Source organism: Corynebacterium jeikeium (assembly GCF_028609885.1).
GTDB lineage: Bacteria > Actinomycetota > Actinomycetes > Mycobacteriales > Mycobacteriaceae > Corynebacterium > Corynebacterium jeikeium.
Window position 1 is genome coordinate 316,265 of record NZ_CP063195.1, and the last position, 22,598, is coordinate 338,862.

Annotated in this window: 20 protein-coding genes; 9 read left to right on the forward strand and 11 right to left on the reverse strand. The window is 61.1% G+C overall.

All coding sequences use genetic code 11. The features are described 5' to 3' along the window. Positions 1-227: 227 nt before the first annotated feature. Genes CJEIK_RS01325 through CJEIK_RS01335 form a run of 3 tightly spaced genes read right to left on the reverse strand, consistent with a single transcriptional unit; the run spans position 228 to position 5,294 of the window. Positions 228-2,759 carry a serine/threonine protein kinase gene (locus CJEIK_RS01325; RefSeq protein WP_005296936.1) on the reverse strand — a complete coding sequence of 844 codons (2,532 nt, stop codon included), beginning with the start codon at positions 2,757-2,759 and terminating at the stop codon, positions 228-230. Further along, positions 2,749-3,834: a transporter substrate-binding domain-containing protein gene (locus tag CJEIK_RS01330; protein WP_005296935.1), complete on the reverse strand. Its 1,086-nt coding sequence runs from the start codon at positions 3,832-3,834 to the stop codon at positions 2,749-2,751. The genes CJEIK_RS01325 and CJEIK_RS01330 overlap by 11 nt, the downstream gene beginning before the upstream one ends. Further along, positions 3,834-5,294: a hypothetical protein gene (locus CJEIK_RS01335; RefSeq protein ID WP_005296932.1), complete on the reverse strand. Its 1,461-nt coding sequence runs from the start codon at positions 5,292-5,294 to the stop codon at positions 3,834-3,836. Before CJEIK_RS01335 ends, CJEIK_RS01330 begins: the two co-directional genes overlap by 1 nt. Positions 5,295-5,370: 76 nt before the next feature. Between CJEIK_RS01335 and CJEIK_RS01340 the strand changes: the two genes are divergently transcribed. Continuing rightward, entirely contained in the window at positions 5,371-6,426 is a 1,056-nt protein-coding gene (locus CJEIK_RS01340) for an ABC transporter ATP-binding protein (protein ID WP_005296930.1), read from the forward strand. Continuing rightward, positions 6,426-7,238: an ABC transporter permease gene (locus tag CJEIK_RS01345; protein WP_005296928.1), complete on the forward strand. Its 813-nt coding sequence runs from the start codon at positions 6,426-6,428 to the stop codon at positions 7,236-7,238. The genes CJEIK_RS01340 and CJEIK_RS01345 overlap by 1 nt, the downstream gene beginning before the upstream one ends. Positions 7,239-7,324: 86 nt before the next feature. Here the strand turns inward: CJEIK_RS01345 and CJEIK_RS01350 are convergent, their stop codons facing one another. The 5 genes from CJEIK_RS01350 to CJEIK_RS01370 form a co-directional block, all read right to left on the reverse strand. Further along, positions 7,325-7,867 (reverse strand): MarR family winged helix-turn-helix transcriptional regulator, encoded by a 543-nt coding sequence (locus CJEIK_RS01350; RefSeq protein ID WP_005296925.1) that lies wholly within the window; start codon positions 7,865-7,867, stop codon positions 7,325-7,327. 158 nt (positions 7,868-8,025) lie between these two features. Beyond that, entirely contained in the window at positions 8,026-9,537 is a 1,512-nt protein-coding gene (gene cls, locus CJEIK_RS01355; protein ID WP_005296923.1) for a cardiolipin synthase, read from the reverse strand. Between the two features lie 3 nt (positions 9,538-9,540). Further along, positions 9,541-10,341 (reverse strand): exodeoxyribonuclease III, encoded by an 801-nt coding sequence (locus tag CJEIK_RS01360; protein WP_005296920.1) that lies wholly within the window; start codon positions 10,339-10,341, stop codon positions 9,541-9,543. An 11-nt stretch (positions 10,342-10,352) separates the two neighbouring features. Beyond that, positions 10,353-11,384 (reverse strand): N-acetylglutamate synthase, CG3035 family, encoded by a 1,032-nt coding sequence (locus tag CJEIK_RS01365; protein WP_005296917.1) that lies wholly within the window; start codon positions 11,382-11,384, stop codon positions 10,353-10,355. Beyond that, the gene (locus tag CJEIK_RS01370) at positions 11,377-11,958 is read right to left on the reverse strand and encodes a peptide deformylase (RefSeq protein WP_005296914.1); all 582 of its coding nucleotides are present in this window, start codon (positions 11,956-11,958) and stop codon (positions 11,377-11,379) included. The genes CJEIK_RS01365 and CJEIK_RS01370 overlap by 8 nt, the downstream gene beginning before the upstream one ends. Positions 11,959-11,983: 25 nt before the next feature. Here CJEIK_RS01370 and CJEIK_RS01375 point away from each other — a divergent pair, with 25 nt between their 5' ends. The 3 genes from CJEIK_RS01375 to CJEIK_RS01385 all read left to right on the forward strand — a co-directional run bounded on the left by CJEIK_RS01375 (position 11,984) and on the right by CJEIK_RS01385 (position 14,185). Beyond that, positions 11,984-12,196, forward strand: a complete 213-nt coding sequence (locus CJEIK_RS01375) for a DUF3263 domain-containing protein (protein ID WP_005296910.1) — start codon at positions 11,984-11,986, stop codon at positions 12,194-12,196. A 64-nt stretch (positions 12,197-12,260) separates the two neighbouring features. Then, a complete protein-coding gene (locus tag CJEIK_RS01380; protein ID WP_005296907.1) occupies positions 12,261-12,956 on the forward strand; it encodes a LytR C-terminal domain-containing protein in 696 nt (231 codons plus the stop codon). Between the two features lie 50 nt (positions 12,957-13,006). After that, positions 13,007-14,185 carry a glutamate--cysteine ligase gene (locus tag CJEIK_RS01385; protein WP_005296905.1) on the forward strand — a complete coding sequence of 393 codons (1,179 nt, stop codon included), beginning with the start codon at positions 13,007-13,009 and terminating at the stop codon, positions 14,183-14,185. 10 nt (positions 14,186-14,195) lie between these two features. Here CJEIK_RS01385 and CJEIK_RS01390 read toward each other — a convergent pair whose 3' ends face one another. Beyond that, positions 14,196-14,816, reverse strand: coding sequence for a hypothetical protein (locus CJEIK_RS01390; RefSeq protein WP_005296903.1), 621 nt, complete (start codon positions 14,814-14,816; stop codon positions 14,196-14,198). Between the two features lie 139 nt (positions 14,817-14,955). Next, a complete protein-coding gene (locus tag CJEIK_RS01395) occupies positions 14,956-16,401 on the reverse strand; it encodes a dipeptidase (protein ID WP_005296901.1) in 1,446 nt (481 codons plus the stop codon). A gap of 241 nt (positions 16,402-16,642) precedes the next feature. Here CJEIK_RS01395 and groL point away from each other — a divergent pair, with 241 nt between their 5' ends. From groL to ppk2, 3 genes are all read left to right on the forward strand, one after another. Further along, positions 16,643-18,286 (forward strand): chaperonin GroEL, encoded by a 1,644-nt coding sequence (gene groL, locus CJEIK_RS01400; protein WP_005296899.1) that lies wholly within the window; start codon positions 16,643-16,645, stop codon positions 18,284-18,286. Positions 18,287-18,548: 262 nt separating this feature from the next. Next, the gene (locus CJEIK_RS01405) at positions 18,549-18,671 is read left to right on the forward strand and encodes a PorACj family cell wall channel-forming small protein (RefSeq protein WP_005296897.1); all 123 of its coding nucleotides are present in this window, start codon (positions 18,549-18,551) and stop codon (positions 18,669-18,671) included. 160 nt (positions 18,672-18,831) lie between these two features. Further along, positions 18,832-19,722 carry a polyphosphate kinase 2 gene (gene ppk2, locus CJEIK_RS01410; RefSeq protein WP_005296894.1) on the forward strand — a complete coding sequence of 297 codons (891 nt, stop codon included), beginning with the start codon at positions 18,832-18,834 and terminating at the stop codon, positions 19,720-19,722. Positions 19,723-19,806: 84 nt separating this feature from the next. Here the strand turns inward: ppk2 and CJEIK_RS01415 are convergent, their stop codons facing one another. Further along, complete coding sequence (locus CJEIK_RS01415) at positions 19,807-21,309, reverse strand: NAD-dependent succinate-semialdehyde dehydrogenase (RefSeq protein WP_005296892.1); 1,503 nt, start codon at positions 21,307-21,309, stop codon at positions 19,807-19,809. A gap of 232 nt (positions 21,310-21,541) precedes the next feature. Here CJEIK_RS01415 and CJEIK_RS01420 point away from each other — a divergent pair, with 232 nt between their 5' ends. Next, on the forward strand, positions 21,542-22,489 hold the full coding sequence (locus tag CJEIK_RS01420; RefSeq protein WP_005296889.1) for an oxygenase MpaB family protein: 948 nt from the start codon (positions 21,542-21,544) through the stop codon (positions 22,487-22,489). The last annotated feature ends 109 nt before the right edge of the window (positions 22,490-22,598 follow it).

Genomic DNA, 22,598 nt, shown 5'->3' on the forward strand with positions numbered 1-22,598 from the left:
ATGTCGTTAGAACGGGAATACGTTAATGCAGATAATTTGCATTAATGTAAAAGTGCAGGTCAGGAGCTTGCGATTTGTGGAGACTGTATTTGCGGCTTCATGGATTCCCGCTCTAACGACATTTGCCGTTCAGGGGAGGGGCAAGTGCGGGGCGTGGCGTGGGACCCAGGCGCGCAGCTGGAAAGGGAGACCAGACGCGCAGCTGGAATGAGAGACTAGGCGCGCAGCTAGAACCAGGTGCGGGGGCGGATCTGGTTTGCCATGTCCACCAGGTCATAGCGGTGCCGGGCGAAGGGAGCCTGGCGAGCCAGTTGGCGCAGGCTCGCTTCCAAGCCGGTGCGCAGGCCGCGCTCGGTAAATTGCACGTCGAACAGGGGAGCCGCAGCTGCCTTCCGGTTGACCTGAGAACCTACGTTTGCCCTGTTCACGGCACTGCGCTTGCGCTTGCCCTTGGACTTGCGAGAGCCGCGGCCACTGCCGGCCCCAGCATCACCACCCTTAGCGCCACCAGTAGCCCTAGCACTGCCGGCGCCAACACTCGCGTCACCAGTTCCAACTCCGGTAATCCCCGCCGCGCCGTCCGAGCCATCGCTAGCGCCGCGCAGCCAATTCAACCCCGCGCTCAGCACAGCGATGCGGACCTGTGGCAGGCGCGGCTCGTTGGTCGGCAGCGTCTCCAAACGTCTAGCCGCACGGCGGATGCGGGACTCGGTGAGGCTGTTGGCGTCAGAAATAAGCAACAAAATGGACGTCAACCGTGCCAGACGATTGTGCCGCGAGGCCTGTGGCAGCCGGTCCAACGCAGCCACCGCCGAATCGACCATACCCTCCGCGCGCAGCTGCCTGGCCAGGCCAAACGCGCTGGAAACAGTGGACTGGTTCGTGGCCCACACCAACCCATAAAGGCGCATGGCGTGGAAGCGCAGAGAAACCGGATCCAGCGTGACGTGCTCCCAACCGGGTACCCCGGTGTAATCCTTCACCGGCAGCTTCTGCGCATAAGCAAGGGCGGAAGCGGCGCGGGAAACGTGCTCGCTCAGCAGCTTCGTGGAATTCACACCCTGCTGTTGCAGCAACAACTCATCGGTGGCGGCCAACGCCAACTTCGGCGCAGGCTCACCAGGCAATATGTAAAGCACTCGGTTGAAGAACTTCTGTGCCTCCGCGAACTGCCCCGTCAGCAGCGCCGCCACGCCAGAGTGCCACTGGAAGCGCCAGTCTTTCTCCAACCACGGCTTCAGCTCGTCCAGTAGATCGTGGGCCTCGCGGGTCTGGCCCACGTCCAGCAGCGCACGCACCATCGTCAGCGGAATCTCCACGGAGTGCTTCAGCTCCGGCTGGGCATAAGCAGCGCGCAGGGTATCCAGCAGGTCCCCGGCCTCGGTGAAGCTGGTGGCGGAAAGCAGCCCATACCCCGGGTCCTGCGAATCGGCCAGCGGGGTCGGCAGGGCGCTCACAACCTCCGGCACGGAGATCTCCACGGAGCGCACCACGCCGTCGACCAGCTGGTCGGTGCGAAACACAATGTGCTTGGTGCCGAACGTACTGCGCTGCGCGGTGAACCGAGTGTACAGGTGCGGGTAGTGGCGGCCGTCGCGGATGGCCAGGATCTCCCGCAGCACGCCGATCAGCTGGTTGGCCATGGCGGTGGCGGAACTAAAGCGAGCCTCCGGATCCTCGTCCGTAGCCCGCAGCAGCAGGCGGTACAGGGATAAGTACTCGCGGAACAGCGGCTCCTCATCCGGGGTGGGCAGCCCCGGGGCGTAAACCCCGTCTTCCACCGGCAGCTTCACAATCAGTGCGGCCAGGGTGCGGCCGACGGTGTAGATGTCACTGGCCACAGTCGGGCCGGTCTTGGCGATCTCCGGAGCCTGGAAGCCCTTGGTGCCGAATATGTGCCCGAACGCGCCGATGCCCGTCACCGCACCCAGGTCGATCAGCTTCACCTGATCCTCGGTGATCAGGATGTTGTCCGGCTTCAGGTCGTTGTAGACCACGCCGCGAGAGTGCAGGTAGTCCAGCGCGGGCAGGATCTCCAGGATGTAGCCAATCGCCACGTCCAGGTCCAGTACCCCGGCCGCCAGCTTCCGTCGCTGCCCGCGTAGCGATGGCCCGCCGACGTACTCCATCACAATGAAGCCGCCGGGGGAGCGCGGGTCGTCGATGAAGTTGAAGATCTTCACGATTCCGGGGTGCGTGATGTCCGCCAGGAACGCCCGCTCGGATTCCGCGACCGCGCGCTCTTGTTCGTTTTCCGTGGCCATCATGCCCTTGAGCACCACGTAACGGTCGGCGACGTTGTGGTCGATGGCGATGTACACCCAGCCCAAACCGCCGTGCGCGATGGGGCCCAGGATCTCGTACTGGCCTGCAATGATGTCGCCCGATTTCAGCGTCGGCGCTTCCACGCCTTTCTCGATCGCTGCGCTGGGGTCGATAACTGCATCCTCGGGGTTCGTCGGCGCGATGAACGGCAGTTGCACCATGCCGTCGGCCACGGAAGCGCCGGAGCGGTACGTGCCGCGCCTCTTGCGGAACGTCGATAGCGCCTCGATGCGCGAGCGCTCGCCGGAGTCCATGGCGTTCGCCGGGGTGCCCACGGGGTCGGTGTGTTGCTCCGTGGCGTCGGTATCTTCGTCGTCGGCAAAAGGGTCGAAGGGAACGGCTTCGGTGTGCTCTTCCGGCTCGCTGTCGGCGAAGGGGTCAAATTCTACGGCTTCGGTGCGCTCTTCCGGTTCACTGTTGTTGTTACTCTGCATCGCCGTTCGCCGCCTTTCGCCGAATCTTGTTGAGCTCCTTCGTCTCTTCCTCGGTGCGGTACTTGATCGGTAGTGATGACGCCGGCCCTAAGTAATCCGCCAGCCACGTGTTATAGAGGTTCTTCCACGTTCCGTCGCGCCGAATCCTCTCCATGGTGGAGTTCACTTGCATCACCAGTCCGGTCGTATTCTTGGGGAATCCCGGCGGGGAAATAGCCACCGAGTAGTAACTGGTTTCCGGCGCGTCTGCTACCAGGGTCGTATAGGGGTCCTGGGCTCGTAGGCCGGTGAGGATCGCGTCATCGGTAAAGATGGCATCGGCTTGGAAGCGCTGCATGGCCATCAGACAATCCGTCCACGCCTGGGTTAGCAGCAATCGCCCCACGTCGTACTGTTTGACCCGCACCGCGGAGGTCGAGTCGCGAGTCACACACACGGTCTTGTTGTGCAGGTCGTTGAAGCTCTCGATCTGAGAGTCGCTCAATACCAGCAGGCGCGAGTGAACCTGCAGATAGGGGATTGAAAACTCTAGCTTCGATTGGCGGGAAAGAGTCGGCGACATTGTGCGCACCACAATGTCCACGTCGCCGCTCTTCAGCGCCTCGGCGCGCTCGCGGCTTTCGACGTAGCGGAATTCGATTCTGTTCGGGTCACCGAAAATGTCTCGTGCGATCTCCCGTGCGAGGTCCACTTCGAAGCCTGCGACGTCGCCAGAGACCGGGTCGCGGAAACCCAGTCGGTTCAGAGACTGGGCCACGCCCACCACCAGACGACCCCGGCGCATGATTTGCGGCACGCGCTCCTTCGGCTCGCGGGTGTCTGGCTTGATGGAGCCAAAGGGTTCTTCGTCGCCAGTGTTGTCGATGTCTGTGTTGGTATCCGCTGCGGCGTCACCGTCGCTGGGGACCTCGTGAGGTTGCACATACGTCGCGCCGTAGGGCAGATCGTCGCTGGCATTGTGCTGTACGGAGGGCCATTCTGGTAGGCGGGGACTATCCGTGGAGCAGGCCGAAGTGAGGGTGATTGCCGCGGTGGATAGGGCGGCGACTACAGGTTTGAACGCTTGTTTTCTCATTAGAGGAACTCCTGCAGTCGGGGCCTAGTGCCGAAGAACACGCACAGTGCGGATAGAACCGTCAGAGCTAGCACGAGGTTGGTCACGTGCCCCGCGGCTGTGCGGCCTTCCACCAGGATGTCGCGCAGTTCGGCGCGGGTGCTGCTAATGAGCTCCTGCATTTCGTTGTCCACGACTGTGAAATCGGACGTATCCTCACCGGTGGTGAGCGGGTCATCCTTGCCGTCTCTGCCGTCACTGTCGGTCTTGTCTTTGCCGTCCTTGTTTTCTTCGGGGACCTTCGTATCCAAAGCCGCAGCCAGTGCCTCGGTGTAACGGCCATTCTTCAGCTCGGAAACCATCTTCGCGTGCGATTCATCCCACGAGCGCAGTGCTTCCCGGGCGGTATCGATGCGCTCGGGATGGCTCACTTGGTTGCGCAGACCTTCTAGCTTGCTGTCGATGTCGGCCATGGAATCCGAGAACTCCTGCTGGCGGTCTTCGCCATAGTCGCGCTGAATCAGGCCCAGTGCTTCCTGGGTGCGCGACTGCTGCACAGAGATACGCACTGCCGTGAGCTGCTCGAGCGGTCGCACGGTCCCCTGAACGTTTTGGTTGCCCGCGTGCCATGTCAGGGCAGCGCTTAGTGACGCCCATACGAGGGCGAACAGCATAAGCCCAGTAGCCCCCACATATCCCAGGTTGAGGCGCCTATTGGTTAATGCCGCGAGCCAGAATTGGGCGATCACCAGCATGATGATTGCCGCCACGATGCCGGAGAGCGGGAACCATAGGGGAGAGGAGAGCTTCGCTTGCTGAGTGGAGACCTCCTCCGAGGTGCGAGAGTAGAGCTCCTGGGCAGCTGGCAGCATGGTGTCCTGCATCAGCGTGGACGCCTGAGCCAGGTAGGAGGCGCCGACGGGGTTGCGCAGACGGTCGTGCGTCTGCGCGTTGGACATCAGCTTCAGATAGTCCGGCATGGAGTTCTGGATCTGCAGCACCAGTTCCATTTCCCGGGACTCGATGTCATCGATGCCGCTGGTGGCGCGGATGATGGCCATCGAGGCGCTGGACATTGCCGCGTCGTAGTCCCGAGTGGCGGCGTTGGTGGTGGACTTGCGCAGGAAACTGGTGGTGGCCACCGAGTCGGCCACCGAAAGGGAATTGAAGAGTTCCTGGGCTGCATCCGATAACGGCTCGGTCCGGCTGACCAACGTGTTTAGTTGCGCCTGGCGGTTCTGCGAGCTGTAGACCATTGCCCCACCCGCAGCGAGGATGGCCAAGACCAGGATCGTTGAGACGATGGTGAGCAGACCGGGGGAGGTGGAGGCGAACTTGAAGAAACGGCGCGGTGCCTCGAGCGCCGGGTTCATTACCCCTTTGAACGAGATCCCCTTGAACGAGCTGCCACGACCGGTGGGGTGCTCTTCGCTGTCCATCCACCGGTCTGCCTCAAACGCAGTCACTGGGGGCATAGCCATAAAGTATATACAGCCTAAGGAAACGTGTGCCCACAAAGTCTGCTTAAACTCCCCTTATTGTGGCAAACTAGAACGCATGATTACGGTCAGTTCCCTAACCAAAGCCTATAAAGGCAACACGGTAGTCAACGATTTGAATTTTGAGGTCACTCCCGGAATCGTCACCGGGTTCCTAGGCCCCAACGGTGCCGGCAAGTCCACCACGATGCGAATGATCGTGGGGCTGGATGAGCCGACCAAGGGAACTGCCCGTATCGATGGCAAGGCGTATTCCGAGTACCAGCGCCCGCTGGAGAAGGTCGGCACGCTGCTGGACGCCAAGTGGGTTCACCCCAACCGCAGCGCCGCAGCGCACCTGCGGTGGGTCGCTGCTGCCAATGGCTTTTCCAAGAAGCGCGTTGATGAAGTCCTGGGCATCGTGGGCCTGAGCGATGTAGCGGGCCGCAAGGCCGGCAAGTTCTCTCTGGGTATGGGCCAGCGCCTAGGCCTGGCCTGTGCACTGCTGGGCGACCCGGAGGTGCTGATCCTAGACGAGCCTGTAAACGGCCTGGACCCAGAGGGTATCCGCTGGGTGCGCGATTTCGTCCGCGCCCTGGCGCGGGAGGGGCGCACCGTGCTGATTAGCTCCCACCTGCTCAGTGAGATGGCACAGACCGCCGACCACCTGATCGTCATCGGTAAGGGGCGCCTGGTGGCAAACCAGAGCACCCACGAGTTCATCAAGTCCACTTCCGAGGTATCCACCGTCGTGCGTACCGACCACATCGCGGAGATGAAGGCCGCGCTGACGGAGGAGTCGGTGGCGTTCCAGGAGGGTAAGGATCTGGATGGTCGCCCGACACTCACCATCCCGCAGCAGGAAAGCGACTGGATTGGTGCCCTGGCCTACAGCTACGGCCTGCGCCTGCGCGAGCTGTCGGAGAAGCGTCCGAGCCTGGAGGATGCATACCTGCGTATGACGCAGGAGCACGTGGAGTACCACGCCAGCGTGGAGCCCGAGAAAACCGAGGCAAGCAAAACTGAGCCTGCAGGTGGGCGTCATAAAGAAAAAAGCGCACCAGAAAGCAGCGCTAAGGAAAACAGCGAGGCAACCGGCAACGCCGTGCGCGTGCAGAAGGAAGGGGACAAGTAATGGTGAACCTGATCAAATCGGAGCTTATTAAGATCCGCAGCACCAAAGCCCTGTGGTGGACCTCCGGGCTGATTCTGTTCTTCTCGCTCGGCTTCGCGCTGCTAAACGGCGCCATGACCGGCTCGCTGCTGACCAGTGATGAAGCGAAGAAGGACCCAGAGCTTTACATGTCCGTCGCGGCGGGCATCGGTTCCGACATGGGACTTAGCGGCTTCCTTTCCTTCGGCATGATGATCGTGATGATCCAGGCCGTGATGCTGGTGACCACCGAATACGGCGCGAACACCAGCAAGACCACTCTTCTGGCGACCCCGACGCGCTGGCAAGTTCCTATCGCAAAGTTTCTGGTCTACGGCGTGATCGCCTCGATCCTCGCATTGATCTCCAACGTTCTAGGAACGATTCTCGCCAGCTGGTCGCTCGGCTGGAAGCTGGAGGAGGAAGAGCTGCTGGGCAAGGTGGGCCTCGGCGCCGATGGTCTGTGGGAGCAGATCGGGCGCATCGAGCTTTACCTGCTGCTAACCATCGCCGCTGCCATCGGCGTGGGCTACTTGGTGCGCAACACCGCCGGTGGCATCGCAATCATGCTGCTGTGGAACCTGGTGATCGAGGGCACGCTGGTGCAGCTGGTACCGAAGATTCGCGACTGGCTGCCACCGTACATGCCGTTCACCAACGCTGACGCCTACACCGGCATGCGGGATCTCGACGGGGCGCCGTGGGGTCAGACCGGCTCAATCTTGTACTTCGCCGCCTGGTGTGTGGTGCTCTTCGTTGTTGGCCTAGTGACGCTGAAGAAGCGGGACGCCTAACGCGCTTTTTCTTAGTGACGCCCCTTCGCCCCACCGGCTCTGAGATGCCAGGTGGGGCCTTTATTTTTGCGGGGACTTTTGGGGTGCTAGTCCGGGTTGCGCTGCAGGTCGTCGACGAGGGACTCCGCAGCTAGGGAAAGATTTCGCAGGGCGGGCACACCACGGCGTAGTTTAGCGATATCGCGCGCGTCCATCCGGTCTGTGGCCTTGGTGATGATGAGCGCCCACTCGTCGGTGATGGAGTTCATCATGTCCACGCCCTCATCCGTGAGGTAGAGATCCTGAGCGCGCTTGTCCTCTGGGTTGGCCTGCCGGCGGATCAGCCCGCCGTTGATGAGGCGGCGCACCGTCGCCGAGACGTTAGAGGCACGGAGGAAGCGCAGGCGTGCAACATCGGAAACACCGCAGCCCGGGTGCTGGGAAATAAACTGCAGGACCTCGATCTCCGATTGGGAGATTTCCAGCGACTGGTTGGGTCGCTCCATCAGGCGGCGGGTGGCGGAAAGAAAGTCATACACTGCCGTGGCAATCTCGGAGACGTCGATCTCCGGCAGAATTTCGGGTGCCTTACGGCCGCGTACCGGGGGATGGGAAGGCGTCTGTGGCGGCTTCTGGGGTGACGGGGTCATCGGGCGAAACTTTCTTTTTAGCGTGCGTATGTAAGTAACTTGTGATTCACCCTATATGACGGCAAAAGTGCTATTGCACTAATCGGCGATAATGAAAACAATGAACGCGCAAACCTCGTGAAAACCTTGCGCAAACCTAGTGCTTTGCCGCAGCTTTCTTACTGCAGCGCACTCGTCAGGCGAGCCACGTTATCCACGTACTGCTTGTGCAGAGGCCGGGTGCTCCACTGTTCGGCGGTCAGCAGCGCGGAGCGCTCCCGGTAGTCGTCGGTCAGGGAGCGCAGGGCGTCCAGTAGCTCGCCCTTGCCGACCATCAGCGAAATCTCGTAGTTCAGGCCGAAGCTGCGCATATCCATGTTGGAGCTGCCCATTACGGCTACCTCGCCGTCGGCAATGGCGAACTTAGAGTGCAGGACCTTCGGATAGGGGTACAGGTACATGTGCACTCCGGCCTTCAGTAGTTCCGAGTAGTAGGAGGCCTGTGCGTGGCCCACCATCGGCTGATCGGATTTCTCGGAGACATAGAGCTCCACCCGAACTCCCCGATAGCAGGCGGTGGTCACGGCCTCCATGAGGGACTCGTCGGGGATGAAGTAAGGGCTAATCAGCTTGAGGGTGTGCTTGGCGTGGTGGGCAATGGAGGTGAACAGGCGCAGGTTCGGCTCCGTGGTGAAGCCGGGCCCAGAGGGCACGATCTGCATGATGTCCGCACCTGTGTCTTCGTTGTTGGTATCCAGCCGCTGTTTGACGTCCGTTGGGTTGATGAGGTCCAGTTCCTCGTTTGTTTCGGTGTACCAGTCCACGGCGAATACTGAGTTGATGGTGGTGACGATCGGCCCGGTCAGTTCCGCCATCACGTCCACCCATTCGCGGCCGATCTTGTGGTTCTTCGCCTTCTGGTACGGGGCCTCAATCATGTTCTGCGAGCCCATGAAAGCCACCCGGCCGTCGACGACTACCAGCTTGCGGTGGTTGCGCAGATCGGGGCGGCGGAAGCGCCACTTGAAGGGTTGCAGGGGCAGCATGACCTGCCAGTCCACTCCCATGGCCTTCAGCTTCTTGCCCAGCTTTTTGTTGCCCTTGTACTTGTGCGCGCCGATGTGATCCCACAGCACGCGCACGGTCACTCCCCGTTGCGCTGCTCGTCCGAGCGCTTCGAAAAAGGGGTTGGTCGTATCGTCCCAGGCCATGATGTAAATTTCGACGTTCACGTAGTCTTCGGCCGAGTCCACTGCACGGGCCATCGCGGCAATAGATTCTTCGTAGTCCGAATGCAGGGCTTGCATGGTGCCGTTCACGGCGGGCAGTGCCGTGAGTTCCCGGTTGAGCCGCACCAAGGAACGCAGCTCGTCGCTGAGCTCGCTGCCCTCGGGAACGTCAGGCTCGTCAGCACTCATCGTGCGGATCAGCTCATTCGCCTGATTCTGAATGCGGTGGCGCCGTCGGTTGATCGCTGGGGATCCCATCAGCAGGAATAGGAAGATGCCGATAAAGGGGATCAGGAAGATGGCCAGCAGCCAGGCCATGGCGGACGTTGGGCGTCGTTCCTTAGGAACCCAGCCCAGCGCAAAGATTTTCAGCGCGTAGTCCAGAACAACCAGCGTGACCTGCCACCACTGCAGGTCGTCGGTGAACTCGCTAAACAGGCCGAGGAGGTCGGGGAAGGGCATAGCTTAGTCCTCGCCATCCACGTTGTAGTCCACGATCACTGGCGCGTGATCGGAGGCGCCCTTGCCCTTGCGCTCGTCGCGGTCCACACGTGCGGCGGTAGGCGTGATGCCGCGGGCATATTGCAGGTCAATGCGCATGCCTTCGCCCTTTTGGAATCGCATGGCCTGGTAATCCCAGTAGGTGTACTCGTCGGCGATCAGGTCCGTCGCAGCGGAGAGTCCCGCGTCCTCCAGAGCGCGCAGCCGAGCGCGCTCGTTGGGTGTCACGTGCGTGCGGCCGTCGAAGTAGCTGCGATCCCACACGTCCTCGTCGCGCGGGGCGATGTTGTAGTCGCCGACCAGGCACAGCTTTTCACTGCTCTTTCTTTGGGACGCCCCTACGCCCGAACCCGCCGCATACGCAGCGAGGGCGTCCAGCCACCGCAGCTTGTAGGAGTAGTGCGGGTCCGCGATCTCGCGGCCGTTTGGAACGTACAGGCTCCATACCTCCACGCCTCCGCAGATGGCGCCGATCGCGCGGGCCTCCAGAGCTTGTTCGGCGTCCAGATCCTTGTTGAATCCGGGCTGGCCGAAGTCGGTCTGGACGTCCGTAAGCCCCACGCGCGACAGAATGGCCACGCCGTTGAAGCTGTGCAGCCCGAAGTGGGCCTGCTCGTAGCCTGTGTCAGTGAAGTCGGGGAACTGCTTGTCCGTGCATTTGGTCTCCTGCAAGCACAGCACGTCCACGTCGCTGCGCTGCAGAAACTCGCGCACCCGATCCTCACGGGTGCGTACGGAATTAATGTTCCAGGTCGCGATGCGCATGGTTAAGCATTCTAGCGCGTGCGCAGACTACGGCTGCGGTGGTGCTCACTGAATCCAAGCTTGTGGTACAGCGCTTTTCCAGCGGTGTTGGAATCGATAACGTCCAGGTAGGCGCGCTCGGCGCCGTTGTCCGCGCCCCAGCTGAGTAGGTGCTGGCACAGGAGGGTGCCCAGCCCGCGGCGGCGAAATTCCGGGGCGACCGCCACGGCGGAATAGCCCAGCCAGCCGTCAGTGATGGTGGCGCGGGTGATGGCCGCGAGTTGACCGTCGACCATGAGGCGGGCGAAGCCGAGCTGGCCGTCGATGCGGTGGCACAGCAGATCCAAGGCCTTTTTGGGCAGAGGTTGGCCGCGGAATTTGTACATGGACAACCAGTCGGCATCCGGGGTGTCGTCGACGGTCAGCTCGATCTGCGCGTCGGCCAAGGAGGGGGCCAGAGTTTGGCTTTCCGTCGGGGTGCCAAGCTCCTTGCTCATCACCAGAATCTCCGGACCGCGTACACCCGGCAGATGCTCGGCAGGGCGGCCGATTCGGTCGGGGATCATCAGCTGGCACGGCAGGTCGTGGGAGCGGTAGAACTCCTCCAGTTGCGCCAGCGGGACCTCCTGCAATCCGGCGCTTGGACCGATGGGTACGGCGGAGTTGCTGCGTTCGGTGATGCCATCGCCCGCGCGCGCCAGCCACCCGCCGATCATCTGGTTATCGATGCCGGGGAAAGCTGCAGCCTTGGCGGCCTCGAGGGTCCGAATGTCGCTATTGCGTACTGGTTTCGCACTGAGGGTTTTTAGCACCACTACATCCTCGTCGGCGATCACCACGTCTTCTACCTGCAGCGGATTTGTGCTGCGCAGTACGCCGATCGCGTCGGTGACGGCGCCGGTCGCGCCGTTGGAGGCGGCATCACTCGGCACACGGTAGCGCACGACCACTCGCGTGCCCGGGCGGATACTCACGGGGTCGGTGCGGCGGCTGATGGGGAAACCGAAGCCCTCCACATACCGCGCACCTGCGTGGGCGGCGGAGAACGTCGTGTCTTTATTCATGCCCGAAAGGATCCTCGTCCACGCCGGGAGTCCAGGTGTTTCCGGCGTGGTCCCAGCCCTCGGCCTTGACAGCCTTCTTGGACTTGCGCTTCCACCGGCCGATCAGAGTGTCGATGTAAAGGAAGCCGTCCAGGTGGCCGACCTCGTGCTGCAGGCAGCGGGCGAAGAAGCCGGTGCCCTCGACGGTGACCTCCTCACCGTTTTCGTCCAGGCCGGTGACTCGCGCCCAGTCCGCGCGGCCGGTGGGGAAGGAGTAGCCGGGGACGGAGAGGCAGCCCTCCTCGTCTTCCTCTTCGTCCGGCATGGTCTCTGGGATCTCGCTGGTCTCCAGGACGGGGTTGATCACGCAGCCGCGGCGCATCTCGCCGCGCTCGGTATCGGGGCAGTCGTAGACGAAGAATCGTTTGTTCACGCCCACCTGGTTGGCTGCCAGTCCCACGCCGTTGGCAGCAGAGAGCGTTTCGTACATATCCGCGATCAGCGGGGCGAGGTCGGGAATCTCGCTGGGGTCCACCTTGGTGGTGGGGTTGTGCAGTACAGGGTCGCCACAGATGACGATAGGCATGATGGTCATAACAGACAGTCTAGAATCTAGTTCCATGTTGTCAGACCGAGAGATCGCCATTTTGGAGTTCGAGCGCCGTTGGTGGCTGGATACTAGCGCGAAGAACGAGCATATTCGTGGCGAGTTTGGGGTTGATCCGGTCCGCTATTTTCAGCAGCTCAATCGTTTGATCGAGCGCCCAGAGGCGCTGGACTTCGACCCTGTTTTGGTGCGTATGTTGCTGCGTCGTAGAGATGAAGAGCTCTGACGAAGAATAAGGCACAGCGCGTGTCAAGCTTGTTACTAATGTTGCAGAAGTTAAAATCTGTGGCGTGACTGAACCCAATCGACCACGCCATGCACTCGACGACGACACGGACAACGAGAACCTGGGCCTCCCGCTGCGCGGCCTGGCCATGATTCTGATTGCCGTAGCCGTTCTGCTGATCGGCTGGGGTGTATTCTCCCTGACCGGGAAGGATTCCGACGAGTCCTCTCAGGCCAGCCAGACCCAACAGGCCCAGCAGACCCAGGGGCAGCAAGGTCAGCAGCCTTCTGCTTCCAATGAACAAGACAAGGGCACGGCGATCGATGATGCCGAGCAACCGAAGCCGGAAGACGGGCGCGACACTCCGGAAGGTGATCGTACCGACGCTGGTCGCGAGGGTGACGCTGCAGCGGCGGAAGGTGGCGTCAAAAAAGAAGACACCTACGTAGCCGTCCTCAACAACAGCCCCATCGCCGGGCTCGCCGGCGACGTTGCCAACAAGATGCGCGACCAGCAGTGGAACAAGACCGGTGTGGGTAACCTACCGGACGAGTCTGGTGTCTTCCCGACGTCTGTAGTGCTCTACTCGAAGGGTAATGACGCCGAGCGTCAGCTGGCCGAGCAGCTCGCCAAGGACCTGGGGATCCAAGCACGCGAGCGTGACGAGGCTACCGACCGGGCCATCGAAGGCGTAGAGATGCTGGAGGGGGAGCGCCCCGCGGGTGTCGTTGTTGTGACAACAAATGACATGCCCCGCTAAAGTAAAAGCGTTCTTCTAACTTCTGTCTACATATCTTCTAAGGGGCCACAATGGACTTCCCGGGTTCCGCACCTTCCGTCGGTATTGAGTGGGAAGTCGCGCTCGTCGACCCCGAAACCCGCGACCTGGTCCCACGCGCCGCTGAACTGATAGCGCGGATGGACGAGGTACACCCCGGCCACAAGGTCGTCCGCGAATTCCTGGCCAACACCGTGGAAATGGTCTCCAGCGTGCACGACACGATCCCGGAGGCGGTCGAGGACCTGCACGTCCAGGCGAAGCAACTAATGGAATGCGCGGATGACATCGGCGTGAACCTGTTTTCTGCGGGCACGCATCCTTTCGCGCACTGGGGGGATCAGAAGCTCAGCGAAAAGGGCAGCTACCAGGAGATCATTGAGCGCACCCAGTACTGGGGGCGCCAGATGCTGATTTGGGGAATCCACGTGCACGTGGGGGTGGGCTCCAAGGAAAAAGTGTGGCCCATCATCAATGCGTTGATGACGCACTACCCGCACATCCTGGCCATGTCCGCCAGCTCGCCCGCCTGGGAAGGGCTGGATACCGGCTACTCCTCCAACCGCACCCTGCTGTACCAGCAGCTGCCCACCGCGGGCATGCCTTACCAGTTTGAAAACTGGGAACAGTGGGAGGAGTTCAACCGGGATCAGGACCTATCGGGAGTGATTAACCACACCGGATCCATGCACTTCGACGTGCGCCCGACAAAGTACGGCACGGTGGAAACCCGTTTTGCGGACGCCACGATGGAGCTGTGGGAGCTTGCCGCCATCGCCGCCTATACCCACTGCCTAGTGGTGTACTTCGAGCGCCGCCTGGACGCCGGTCACGAGCTGCCGACCCTGCAGCCCTGGCATGTCGCGGAAAACAAGTGGCGCGCGGCCCGCTACGGCCTGGACGCACTGATTATTACCGACCGGGAGACCAACGAGGCGCTGGTCACGGACGAGCTGGACGCCTGGGTAGATAGGCTCGCTCCGCTGTCCGAGGAGCTGGGCTGTGCGGCAGAGCTGCAGGATGTGCGCAAACTGATTGCCCGTGGTGGGGATTACGCTCTGCAGCGCGCCGCGGCTCGCAAGCACGGCGCAGCACCGGAACCCGGCACCCGCACACGTGGAGACGATGGGGTAGAGGGCGGCTTCACGCAGCCGGAGGCGTGGATCGCCGCAGTGGACCTGACTGTCGATTCCCTGCGGAAGTCGCTGTAGCTTCGCGCTCCTAGAAGTGCAGGCGGGCAGCTGCGTTGCACAGGGCGTTAGCGATGGAGGTATCGCGGTCCGCGCCGAAGCCAACTGCCCACACGCGCTTGGACTTGTGTACCGCGTAGATGAAGGTAACGGTGGCCTCGAAGATGTCGTACTGGTGGAACTCCACGACCTCCACGGGGAAGCCGTGGTCGGCCAGGATCTCCGTCATGGCAGAGGAAGCACCCATTGCGGTGATCTCCACACGGGTGGACTGCCCATCGGCGCGCAGGCCGCTGACCTGCATGTCGAAGTCGTGGCGCCCCAACGAACGGCGAGTTGCCTTCAGGTAATCCACGCGGATCGCGCCGGGGGCATAGGTGCGGATGAACTTTTTCCACTCCATGCCGCGTGCTTCCTGGCGCATGCCCACTGGCAGGCGCTGGCCAAAGCGGGCGCGGAAAGGATCCTCTGCGAAGGTGCGGGTGCGCTGGCGGCGCTTCTCAATGCGGGTGTGCGCCGGCTCGCTGTAGGTCTTCGCGGTGGATCGGCGACCGCTGGGGAGCGGGGTGTATACAGGCGCGTCTAGATTCAGGTCCTGGTCCGAGCTGGCGAAGCGGATCAAGGTTGTGGTGTTCGTAGAGGAAACGTTCATGGTGACTCGATTTTCTGGAACAAGATCTAGTTGGCTGTAGGCACCCGCCGAACGGGTGCCTAAAAAATATTGGGTACCTATATAAAGTACTGCTAGTTAGATAATGTAATCCGTCTCACTCTGAGAATCAAACTGTTGCTTATTTCTCATTATGTGAGATTTTGGGCGCCTGGCTGTGCGCCTCGGCGGTGCGCAACAGGAACAGTAGCTCTGCCGTCGCGATGGCCTCGATCTCATCCGGATCTACGGATTCGTCCGCGGAGTGGATGGCGCACTTCGGCTCCTCGATGCCGTATAGCGCGAGCTCCGCCTGCGGGTACGCACCCAGCAGCTTGTTCGTTAGTGGGATTGACCCGCCGGAGGCGACCTCCATTGTCTCCTTGCCGTACACCTCGCCCAGCGCCTCGCCGAGCCGCTGCAGTGCCGGGCCGGAGGTATCCGCCTGGAATGCCTCTGCCAAGGAGCCGCGTTCGATCTCCACTAGTGCGTTTGTCTTCTGGCTTTCCAGGTGCTTGACCAGCAGATCCTGGCACTCCTGCGGCTCGCGTCCCGGCGGTACTCGCAGGCTCACCACGGCCGCGGCGGTCGCGGGCACGGAGTTCACCGAGTCCGCCACCGACAGCGCATCCAGGCCTGTGATCGTAATCGATGGGTTCATCACCGTCAGGTCGTTCGGCTGCCATTCGCCGGCTCCGTATAGCTCCACGCCGTCGGTTACTCCGGCGTTGTCGCGGAATTCCTGTTCTGTTGGTCCGACGCCACCCCAGCGCTCCTTGGGCTCCAACCCCGGGACGGCCACTAGGCCGTTTTCGTCATGGAGAGTGGAAAGGAGTTGCACTAGCTCAACCAGGGCATCCGGTGCCGAGCCACCGAACTGGCCGGAGTGCATCGGCTGCGCCAACGTGCGGGTGCGCACCGTGACCGGCGCGGAGCCGCGCAGCGCGGTGCACAGGCTCGGCTCACCCAGGGCGTCATTGCCGGAGTCGGCAATAAGGAAGGTGTCGGCCGCGAAGAGCTCCGGCTTTTCGGCTAGCAGGTCCTCCAGGCCATATCCGCCGCGTTCCTCCGAGCCTTCGACGACGATCCGGATGCCGAGGTTCTTGGCGGCGGGGAAGTGGGCGTCCGAAAGGATAGAAAGAGCACGCAGCACAGCAACGTGCATGGCGACGTGACCCTTGCAGTCGGCGGTACCGCGGCCGTACCAGCGGCCATCGCGTTCGGTAAGGGTCCAGGGGTCATTGGTCCACGCCTCGATGTCGCCGGCGGGCTGCACATCGAAGTGGGAGTACAGAAGGATGGTTGGGTAGCCCTCAGCGGGCTCGCGCAGACCGATGACGGAGGTGGAGCCGTCGGTGGTGACGTGACCTTCGACGGGGATGCCCACGCTGGTGAATGCGTCGATGACCCACTGCGCGGCAGCGGCATTGGCATCTTCCAGGCCCGGGGTGGAGTGGACCGACTCGAAGGAGACCAGGGTGGTGAGGTCTTCCTTCAGTTGTGGCATCTGCTCCGCGATGGCGGCGCGGGCTAGGTCTAGCTGTGAGGTGTTGGATTCACGGTTGGATTCACTGTTGGTATCGCTCATAGCTAACTACTGTAGCGATCGGACGAGACAGCCGATATAGCCGATATGCATGCACGGCACCTTGCAGTCGATGGGGGAGAGTGCTAAAAACGGGATTAGCACTTGAACTAAGGGAGTGCCAGAAAATAACCGTCAGATGAAGTGAGGGTGAATGTCGCGACATTCATTCACCCGTGCCGTCGCGGGCGCTTGATCTGAGCCGTATGTGTCGCCAACTCTAAACGGAGGATCGAAAAGCCTCATGGCTAAGATGATTGCATTCGACGAAGAAGCACGCCGCGGTCTGGAAAAGGGTCTAAACACCCTGGCAGACGCGGTTAAGGTAACCCTCGGCCCGAAGGGACGCAACGTCGTCCTGGAGCGCAAGTGGGGCGCCCCGACGATCACCAACGACGGTGTGACGATCGCTCGCGAAATCGAGCTGGAAGACCCCTACGAGAAGATCGGCGCCGAGCTGGTTAAGGAAGTCGCCAAGAAGACTGACGACGTTGCTGGCGATGGCACCACCACCGCTACCGTCCTGGCCCAGTCCCTGGTTCGCGAGGGTCTGCGCAACGTTGCCGCTGGATCCAATCCGATGGGCATCAAGCGCGGCATCCAGGCTGGCGTGGAGAAGATCACGGCAGAGCTGCTAAGCCACGCTAAGGAGATCGAGACCCAGGAGCAGATCGCTGCTACCGCCGGCATCTCCGCTGCTGACGAGAAGATCGGCGAGCTGATCGCCGAGGCTATGTACAAGGTCGGCGACGGCAAGCTGAACAAGGACGGCGTGATCACCGTCGAGGAGTCCAACGCCTTCGGCGTGAACCTCGAGGTCACCGAGGGTATGCGCTTCGACAAGGGCTACATCTCCGGCTACTTCGCCACCGACGTGGAGCGTGGCGAAGCTGTGCTGGAGGATCCGTACATCCTGCTGGTTAGCTCCAAGATCTCCAACGTGAAGGACCTGCTGCCGCTGCTGGAGAAGGTTATGCAGTCCGGCAAGCCGCTGCTGATCGTTGCCGAGGACATCGAGGGCGAGGCTCTGTCCACCCTGGTTGTTAACAAGATCCGCGGCACCTTCAAGTCCGTCGCTGTGAAGGCACCGGGCTTCGGCGACCGCCGCAAGGCACAATTGCAGGACATCGCGATCCTGACCGGTGGCCAGGTCATCGCCGAAGAGGTTGGCCTCTCTCTGGAGACCGCAGACCTGCCGATGCTGGGTACCGCCCGCAAGGTTGTAGTGACCAAGGACGATACGACCATCGTCGACGGCGCAGGCTCCGCAGAGCAGCTGGCTGGCCGCATCAAGCAGATCCGCCAGGAGATCGAGAACGCGGACTCCGACTACGACGCTGAGAAGCTGCAGGAGCGCCTGGCTAAGCTGTCCGGTGGCGTTGCAGTGCTGCAGGTCGGCGCTGCCACCGAGGTTGAGCTGAAGGAGCGCAAGCACCGCATCGAGGACGCTGTGCGCAACGCTAAGGCAGCCGCGGAAGAGGGAATCGTCGCCGGCGGCGGCGCAGCCCTGCTGCAGACCGCCAGCGTGCTGGACGACAACCTGGGCCTGGAAGGCGACGAGGCTACCGGCGTGCAGATCGTACGGGCAGCCCTGGCAGCTCCGCTGAAGCAGATCGCTCACAACGCTGGCCTGGAGCCGGGCGTGGTTGTGGACAAGGTTGCCAACCTGCCGGTAGGCGAGGGTCTGAACGCTGCAACCGGCGAGTACGTGGACCTGCTGGGTGCTGGCATCTCCGACCCGGTGAAGGTCACCCGTTCCGCACTGCAGAACGCCGCTTCCATCGCAGCGCTGTTCCTGACGACCGAGGCTGTCGTCGCGGACAAGCCGGAGCTGGAGGCACCGGCAATGCCGGGCGCCGACGAGATGGGCGGCATGGGCGGCTTCTAAGTCCCGTGTGAAACAACTAAAAATAGCCTAGTTTTCCTAGAGTTAACCTAGGTGGATTTGCTGTAAAAACAACCCCTGAGCTGGAGCTTTACCAAATCGTTACCCCCTGGTGGGGGTGGATTTAAAGAAGGCCTCGCCCAGGGGTTGTGGCTTTTCGCAGATCCGCTACTCTATTCTCAGACGGCCTAGAGGGGGCGTCACTACCACAAAAGTTTTGGGCCCAGGGAACCTGGCGCCCCCGATCTCTTAAGAGGAGAACACAATGATCGATCAGATTACCGAGATCTTCGGCCAGCTGGGCACCTTCCTGGGCGGCTTCGGCAACATCTTCAAGGGTCTGAAGGACGTTATCGAGACCATCGTTAAGTGGACCGCTGCTAAGTAAGCTTCCGCTTAAAAGTTAAAACCCCGGCTTCGGCCGGGGTTTTTTCATGCTCTTCCTACCCCGTATGGTTCCGGCACATCTGTATAGCCGGACTAAAAGCACTAGAATGGAAAGTGCTAATAGAGTTTTAGAATCTTCAGGCGAAGGAGAACCCAGGCACATGGCCGAAGAAGAATTCCACATGGTTGATCTTGCCGCTACCGAGGGCTACTTGGTGGACGACTCGGATGAAGACGATCCGGTACTGATCACTCCGGACGGCCATCGGGTTGATACCTGGCGCGACCAGTACCCTTACGACGAGCGCATGAGCCGTGAAGAGTACGAGACCACCAAGCGCGCCCTGCAGATTGAGCTGCTGAAGTTCCAGAACTGGACCAAGGACACGGGCCAGAAGCACATTATTATTTTCGAGGGCCGTGACGCCGCCGGTAAGGGCGGCACCATCAAGCGCTTCAACGAGCACCTGAACCCCCGTGGTGCCCGCACCGTGGCCCTGGAGAAGCCTTCCGAGCGCGAGTCGACCTCCTGGTACTTCCAGCGCTACGTCCAGCACTTCCCGTGCGGCGGCGAGATCGTCTTCTTCGACCGCTCCTGGTACAACCGCTCCGGCGTGGAGCGCGTGATGGGCTTCTGCACCAACGACCAGCACGCAGAGTTCCTGCGTGAGGTTCCGATGCTGGAGAACATGATTATGGGCTCGGGCATTTCCCTGACGAAGCTCTGGTTCTCCGTCACCCAGAAGGAGCAGCGCACCCGCTTTGCCATCCGCCAGGTGGACCCGGTCCGCCAGTGGAAGCTCTCTCCGATGGATCTGGCCTCCCTGGACAAGTGGGATGACTACACCCGCGCCAAGGAGGAGCAGTTCCGCTACACGGACACCAACGAGTCCCCGTGGATCACCATTAAGTCCAACGACAAGAAGCGCGCCCGCATCAACGCGATGCGCTACGTCCTGTCGAAGTTCGAGTACGCAGACAAGGACCATGAGGTCGTCGGCGAGCCGGATCCGAAGATCGTCAAGCGCGGCCGCGACCAGATCGGCGACTAATACTGACTAGCCAGCGACCGCTGTTTTCGCCCATCGGTTGAAACCCTACGCAGAGGTTCAGCCGGTGGGCGTTCTTGTTGCGCGCTAGAACGATGTTCCTCGAGGCATGCCGATGTAGCGGGTATCCATGTAGTCGTGGATACCCTCTGCTCCGCCCTCGCGGCCCATTCCGGATTGTTTTAGCCCGCCAAACGGTGCAGCTGCGTTGGAAATTACTCCTACGTTCAAGCCCATCATGCCGGCCTCGAGGCGGTCATTGAAGTCAAGGGCTAGCGCCATGTTCTGTGTGTACAGGTACGAGGCCAGGCCATATTCCGTCGAGTTGGCCATGTCTAGTGCCTCTTCTACCGTTCGGAACGTCGTGATGGGTGCGACGGGGCCGAAGATCTCCTCACGATAAACCCGGGCATCTGCCGGTACATCGATGAGCACGGTCGGCTCGTAGAAGTAGCCTGGCCCATCAACCACCTTGCCACCGCAAAGCACCTTTGCGCCGGACTCGACTGCGTCATCAACTAGGGCGGCCACGCGCTCGCGGGCGTCCTTAGAAATCAAGGGACCGCAGGTTGATTCAGGGTCAAGGCCGTTGGCGCATTTCAGTTCCTTGAATCGTGCGGCGAGCCGCTGGCTGAATTCTGCGGCGAGTGATTCGTGCACCAAGAAACGATTGGCGGCGGTGCAGGCCTCACCCATGTTCCGCATCTTGGCATCAACTGCGCCTTGGACGGCAGCATCCAGATCCGCATCCTCGAGCACGATGAAGGGTGCATTCCCACCAAGCTCCATGGAGGTGCGCAAAACGTTATCTGCGGCAGCTCGCAGGAGGTGGCGGCCAACCTGGGTCGAGCCGGTGAAGGAGATCTTGCGAGTGCGAGGGTCCTGCATGATCGTGTCCGAGACGGCAGGGGCATTCAGGCTCGGAATGATGTTCACGACACCATCTGGCAAGCCCGCTTCGCACAGTAGTTGTCCCAGGCGCAGGGAAGTCAGCGGGGTAGCTTCAGATGGCTTGAGGACGGCGGTGCAACCGGCGGCCAACGCAGGGGCGAGCTTGCGGGTGGCCATGGCTAGGGGGAAATTCCAGGGGGTCACCAAGTAAGCGGGGCCGATGGGGCGGTGGCTGACGATGATACGTAGCTTCCCCTCGGGGCTGTCCGTGTAGTGGCCGTCGAGGTGGGCTGCTTGCTCGGCGAACCAACGGAAGAATTCCGCGCCGTAAGTCACTTCGGTGTAGGACTCGGAAAGGGGCTTGCCCATTTCCAACGTCATGAGTGTGGCCAGCTCGTCCGCGTGTTCGTGAATGAGGTTGAACGTGCGCAGCAAGATGTTTGCACGCTGCCGCGCGGGCGTCTCGGCCCAGGCCTGCTGGGCAGTGCAGGCGGCGTCTAGAGCCGCCGCTGCATCTTCCGCTGTGGCGGATGCAATGGTAGCAATCACGGTGCCGGTCGCGGGGTTTTCCACTTCGAAAGTAGCGCCATTAGACGCGGGCCTTTCTATGCCATCGATGTAAAGATTGGTCGAGGTCAGAGCCAGAATTTCTTCGGTGGTTTGGCTGTCATCGCCCATAGGCAGGTCGGTATTTGTCATTTTTGCACAACTCCTTAGATGAACTGGGTAACGCTGTTTGTTTAGTGTTGTCTAGATCACTAGATTCAGCACTATAGCCTGCGCTATTAGTTGAGGAAAGGAAGCGATGATGGCTACAGCAGCAAACATAGCGGAACCTGGAAACCGTGGAAATAAAGCGGACACTTTAGAGGTTTCTACGCCACGGCAAGGCGAGGCTGCACGCCGCGCTCCTCTGGGGCCAGATTCACTTATGTGGAAGTACGGTGCGGATTCTCGTATTCACCTCCTGCGTGGTTACACGGGAATTCTGCAGAATATGCACCCAGCTATTGGTCAGTCTTTGCTCGACCACTCGAAGTTCTTTGAGGAGCCGTTCGCACGCCTGGAGCGCTCCACTCCACAGATCATCGAATCCATTTACGTTGACGACGAGGACCCACTGCAGGAGCGTATTCGCGATTACCACGTAGACATTCAGGGCAAGCTGCGAGATGGGACTCGCTACCACTCGTTGAAGCCAGACACCTTCTGGTGGGCACATGCCACCTTCGTCTACCGCGTAATCCGCACCCAGGATTTGTTCGGAAAACCTTTTACTGCCGAAGAGCGCGATCAGATCGTCCGTGAAGGTGTTACGTGGTGGGATCGATACAAGATGTCCAACCGACCGGTCATCGACAACTACGACGATCTAGTGACCTATATCGAAGAGATGACTAAGTCGGTGCTTGAGCGCAACGATACGGTTGACTTTGCTCTACGCACGGCACGAGTCGAGCCGGTGAAGGCTCCTGATGGGGTATCCCCTCGAGTCTGGAAGGTCATCTGGAAGCCGATCATGCGTAGCCTGGTCTGGTTGACGATCGGAACTCTAGAGCAGTCGCAGCGTGACATCCTGCAAGTCGGCTGGTCCGAAAAGGATGAAAATCGGTTTACTCGCTTGTGTAACCTCATCCGCAAGATTCACCCGAAGCTGAGTGCTAACGCGCGCTTCATGAACCCAGGCCGTGACTTCATGGATTACCACGGCATGCTTGGTGAGAAGCGCCAGAAGAAGGCCACTGAACACTGGGACGAGCGGGTTTCCACGGCTACGCGCTCCAAGACCAACCCAAAGGATGAATCTGAGAATTCCGAGCCCTTGGCTTCGGAAACGATGTCGATCAAGGAGCGCCGGGCGGCAGGTTGCCCGTTCTAAAACAGACAACTTTGTGCGACCCGGACGGATCTAACATCCGCCGGGTCATGGCCTTTACGTCCATTAAGCGGCGAACAATTTTCTATTTGAACCCATGAAAGTGGAGATT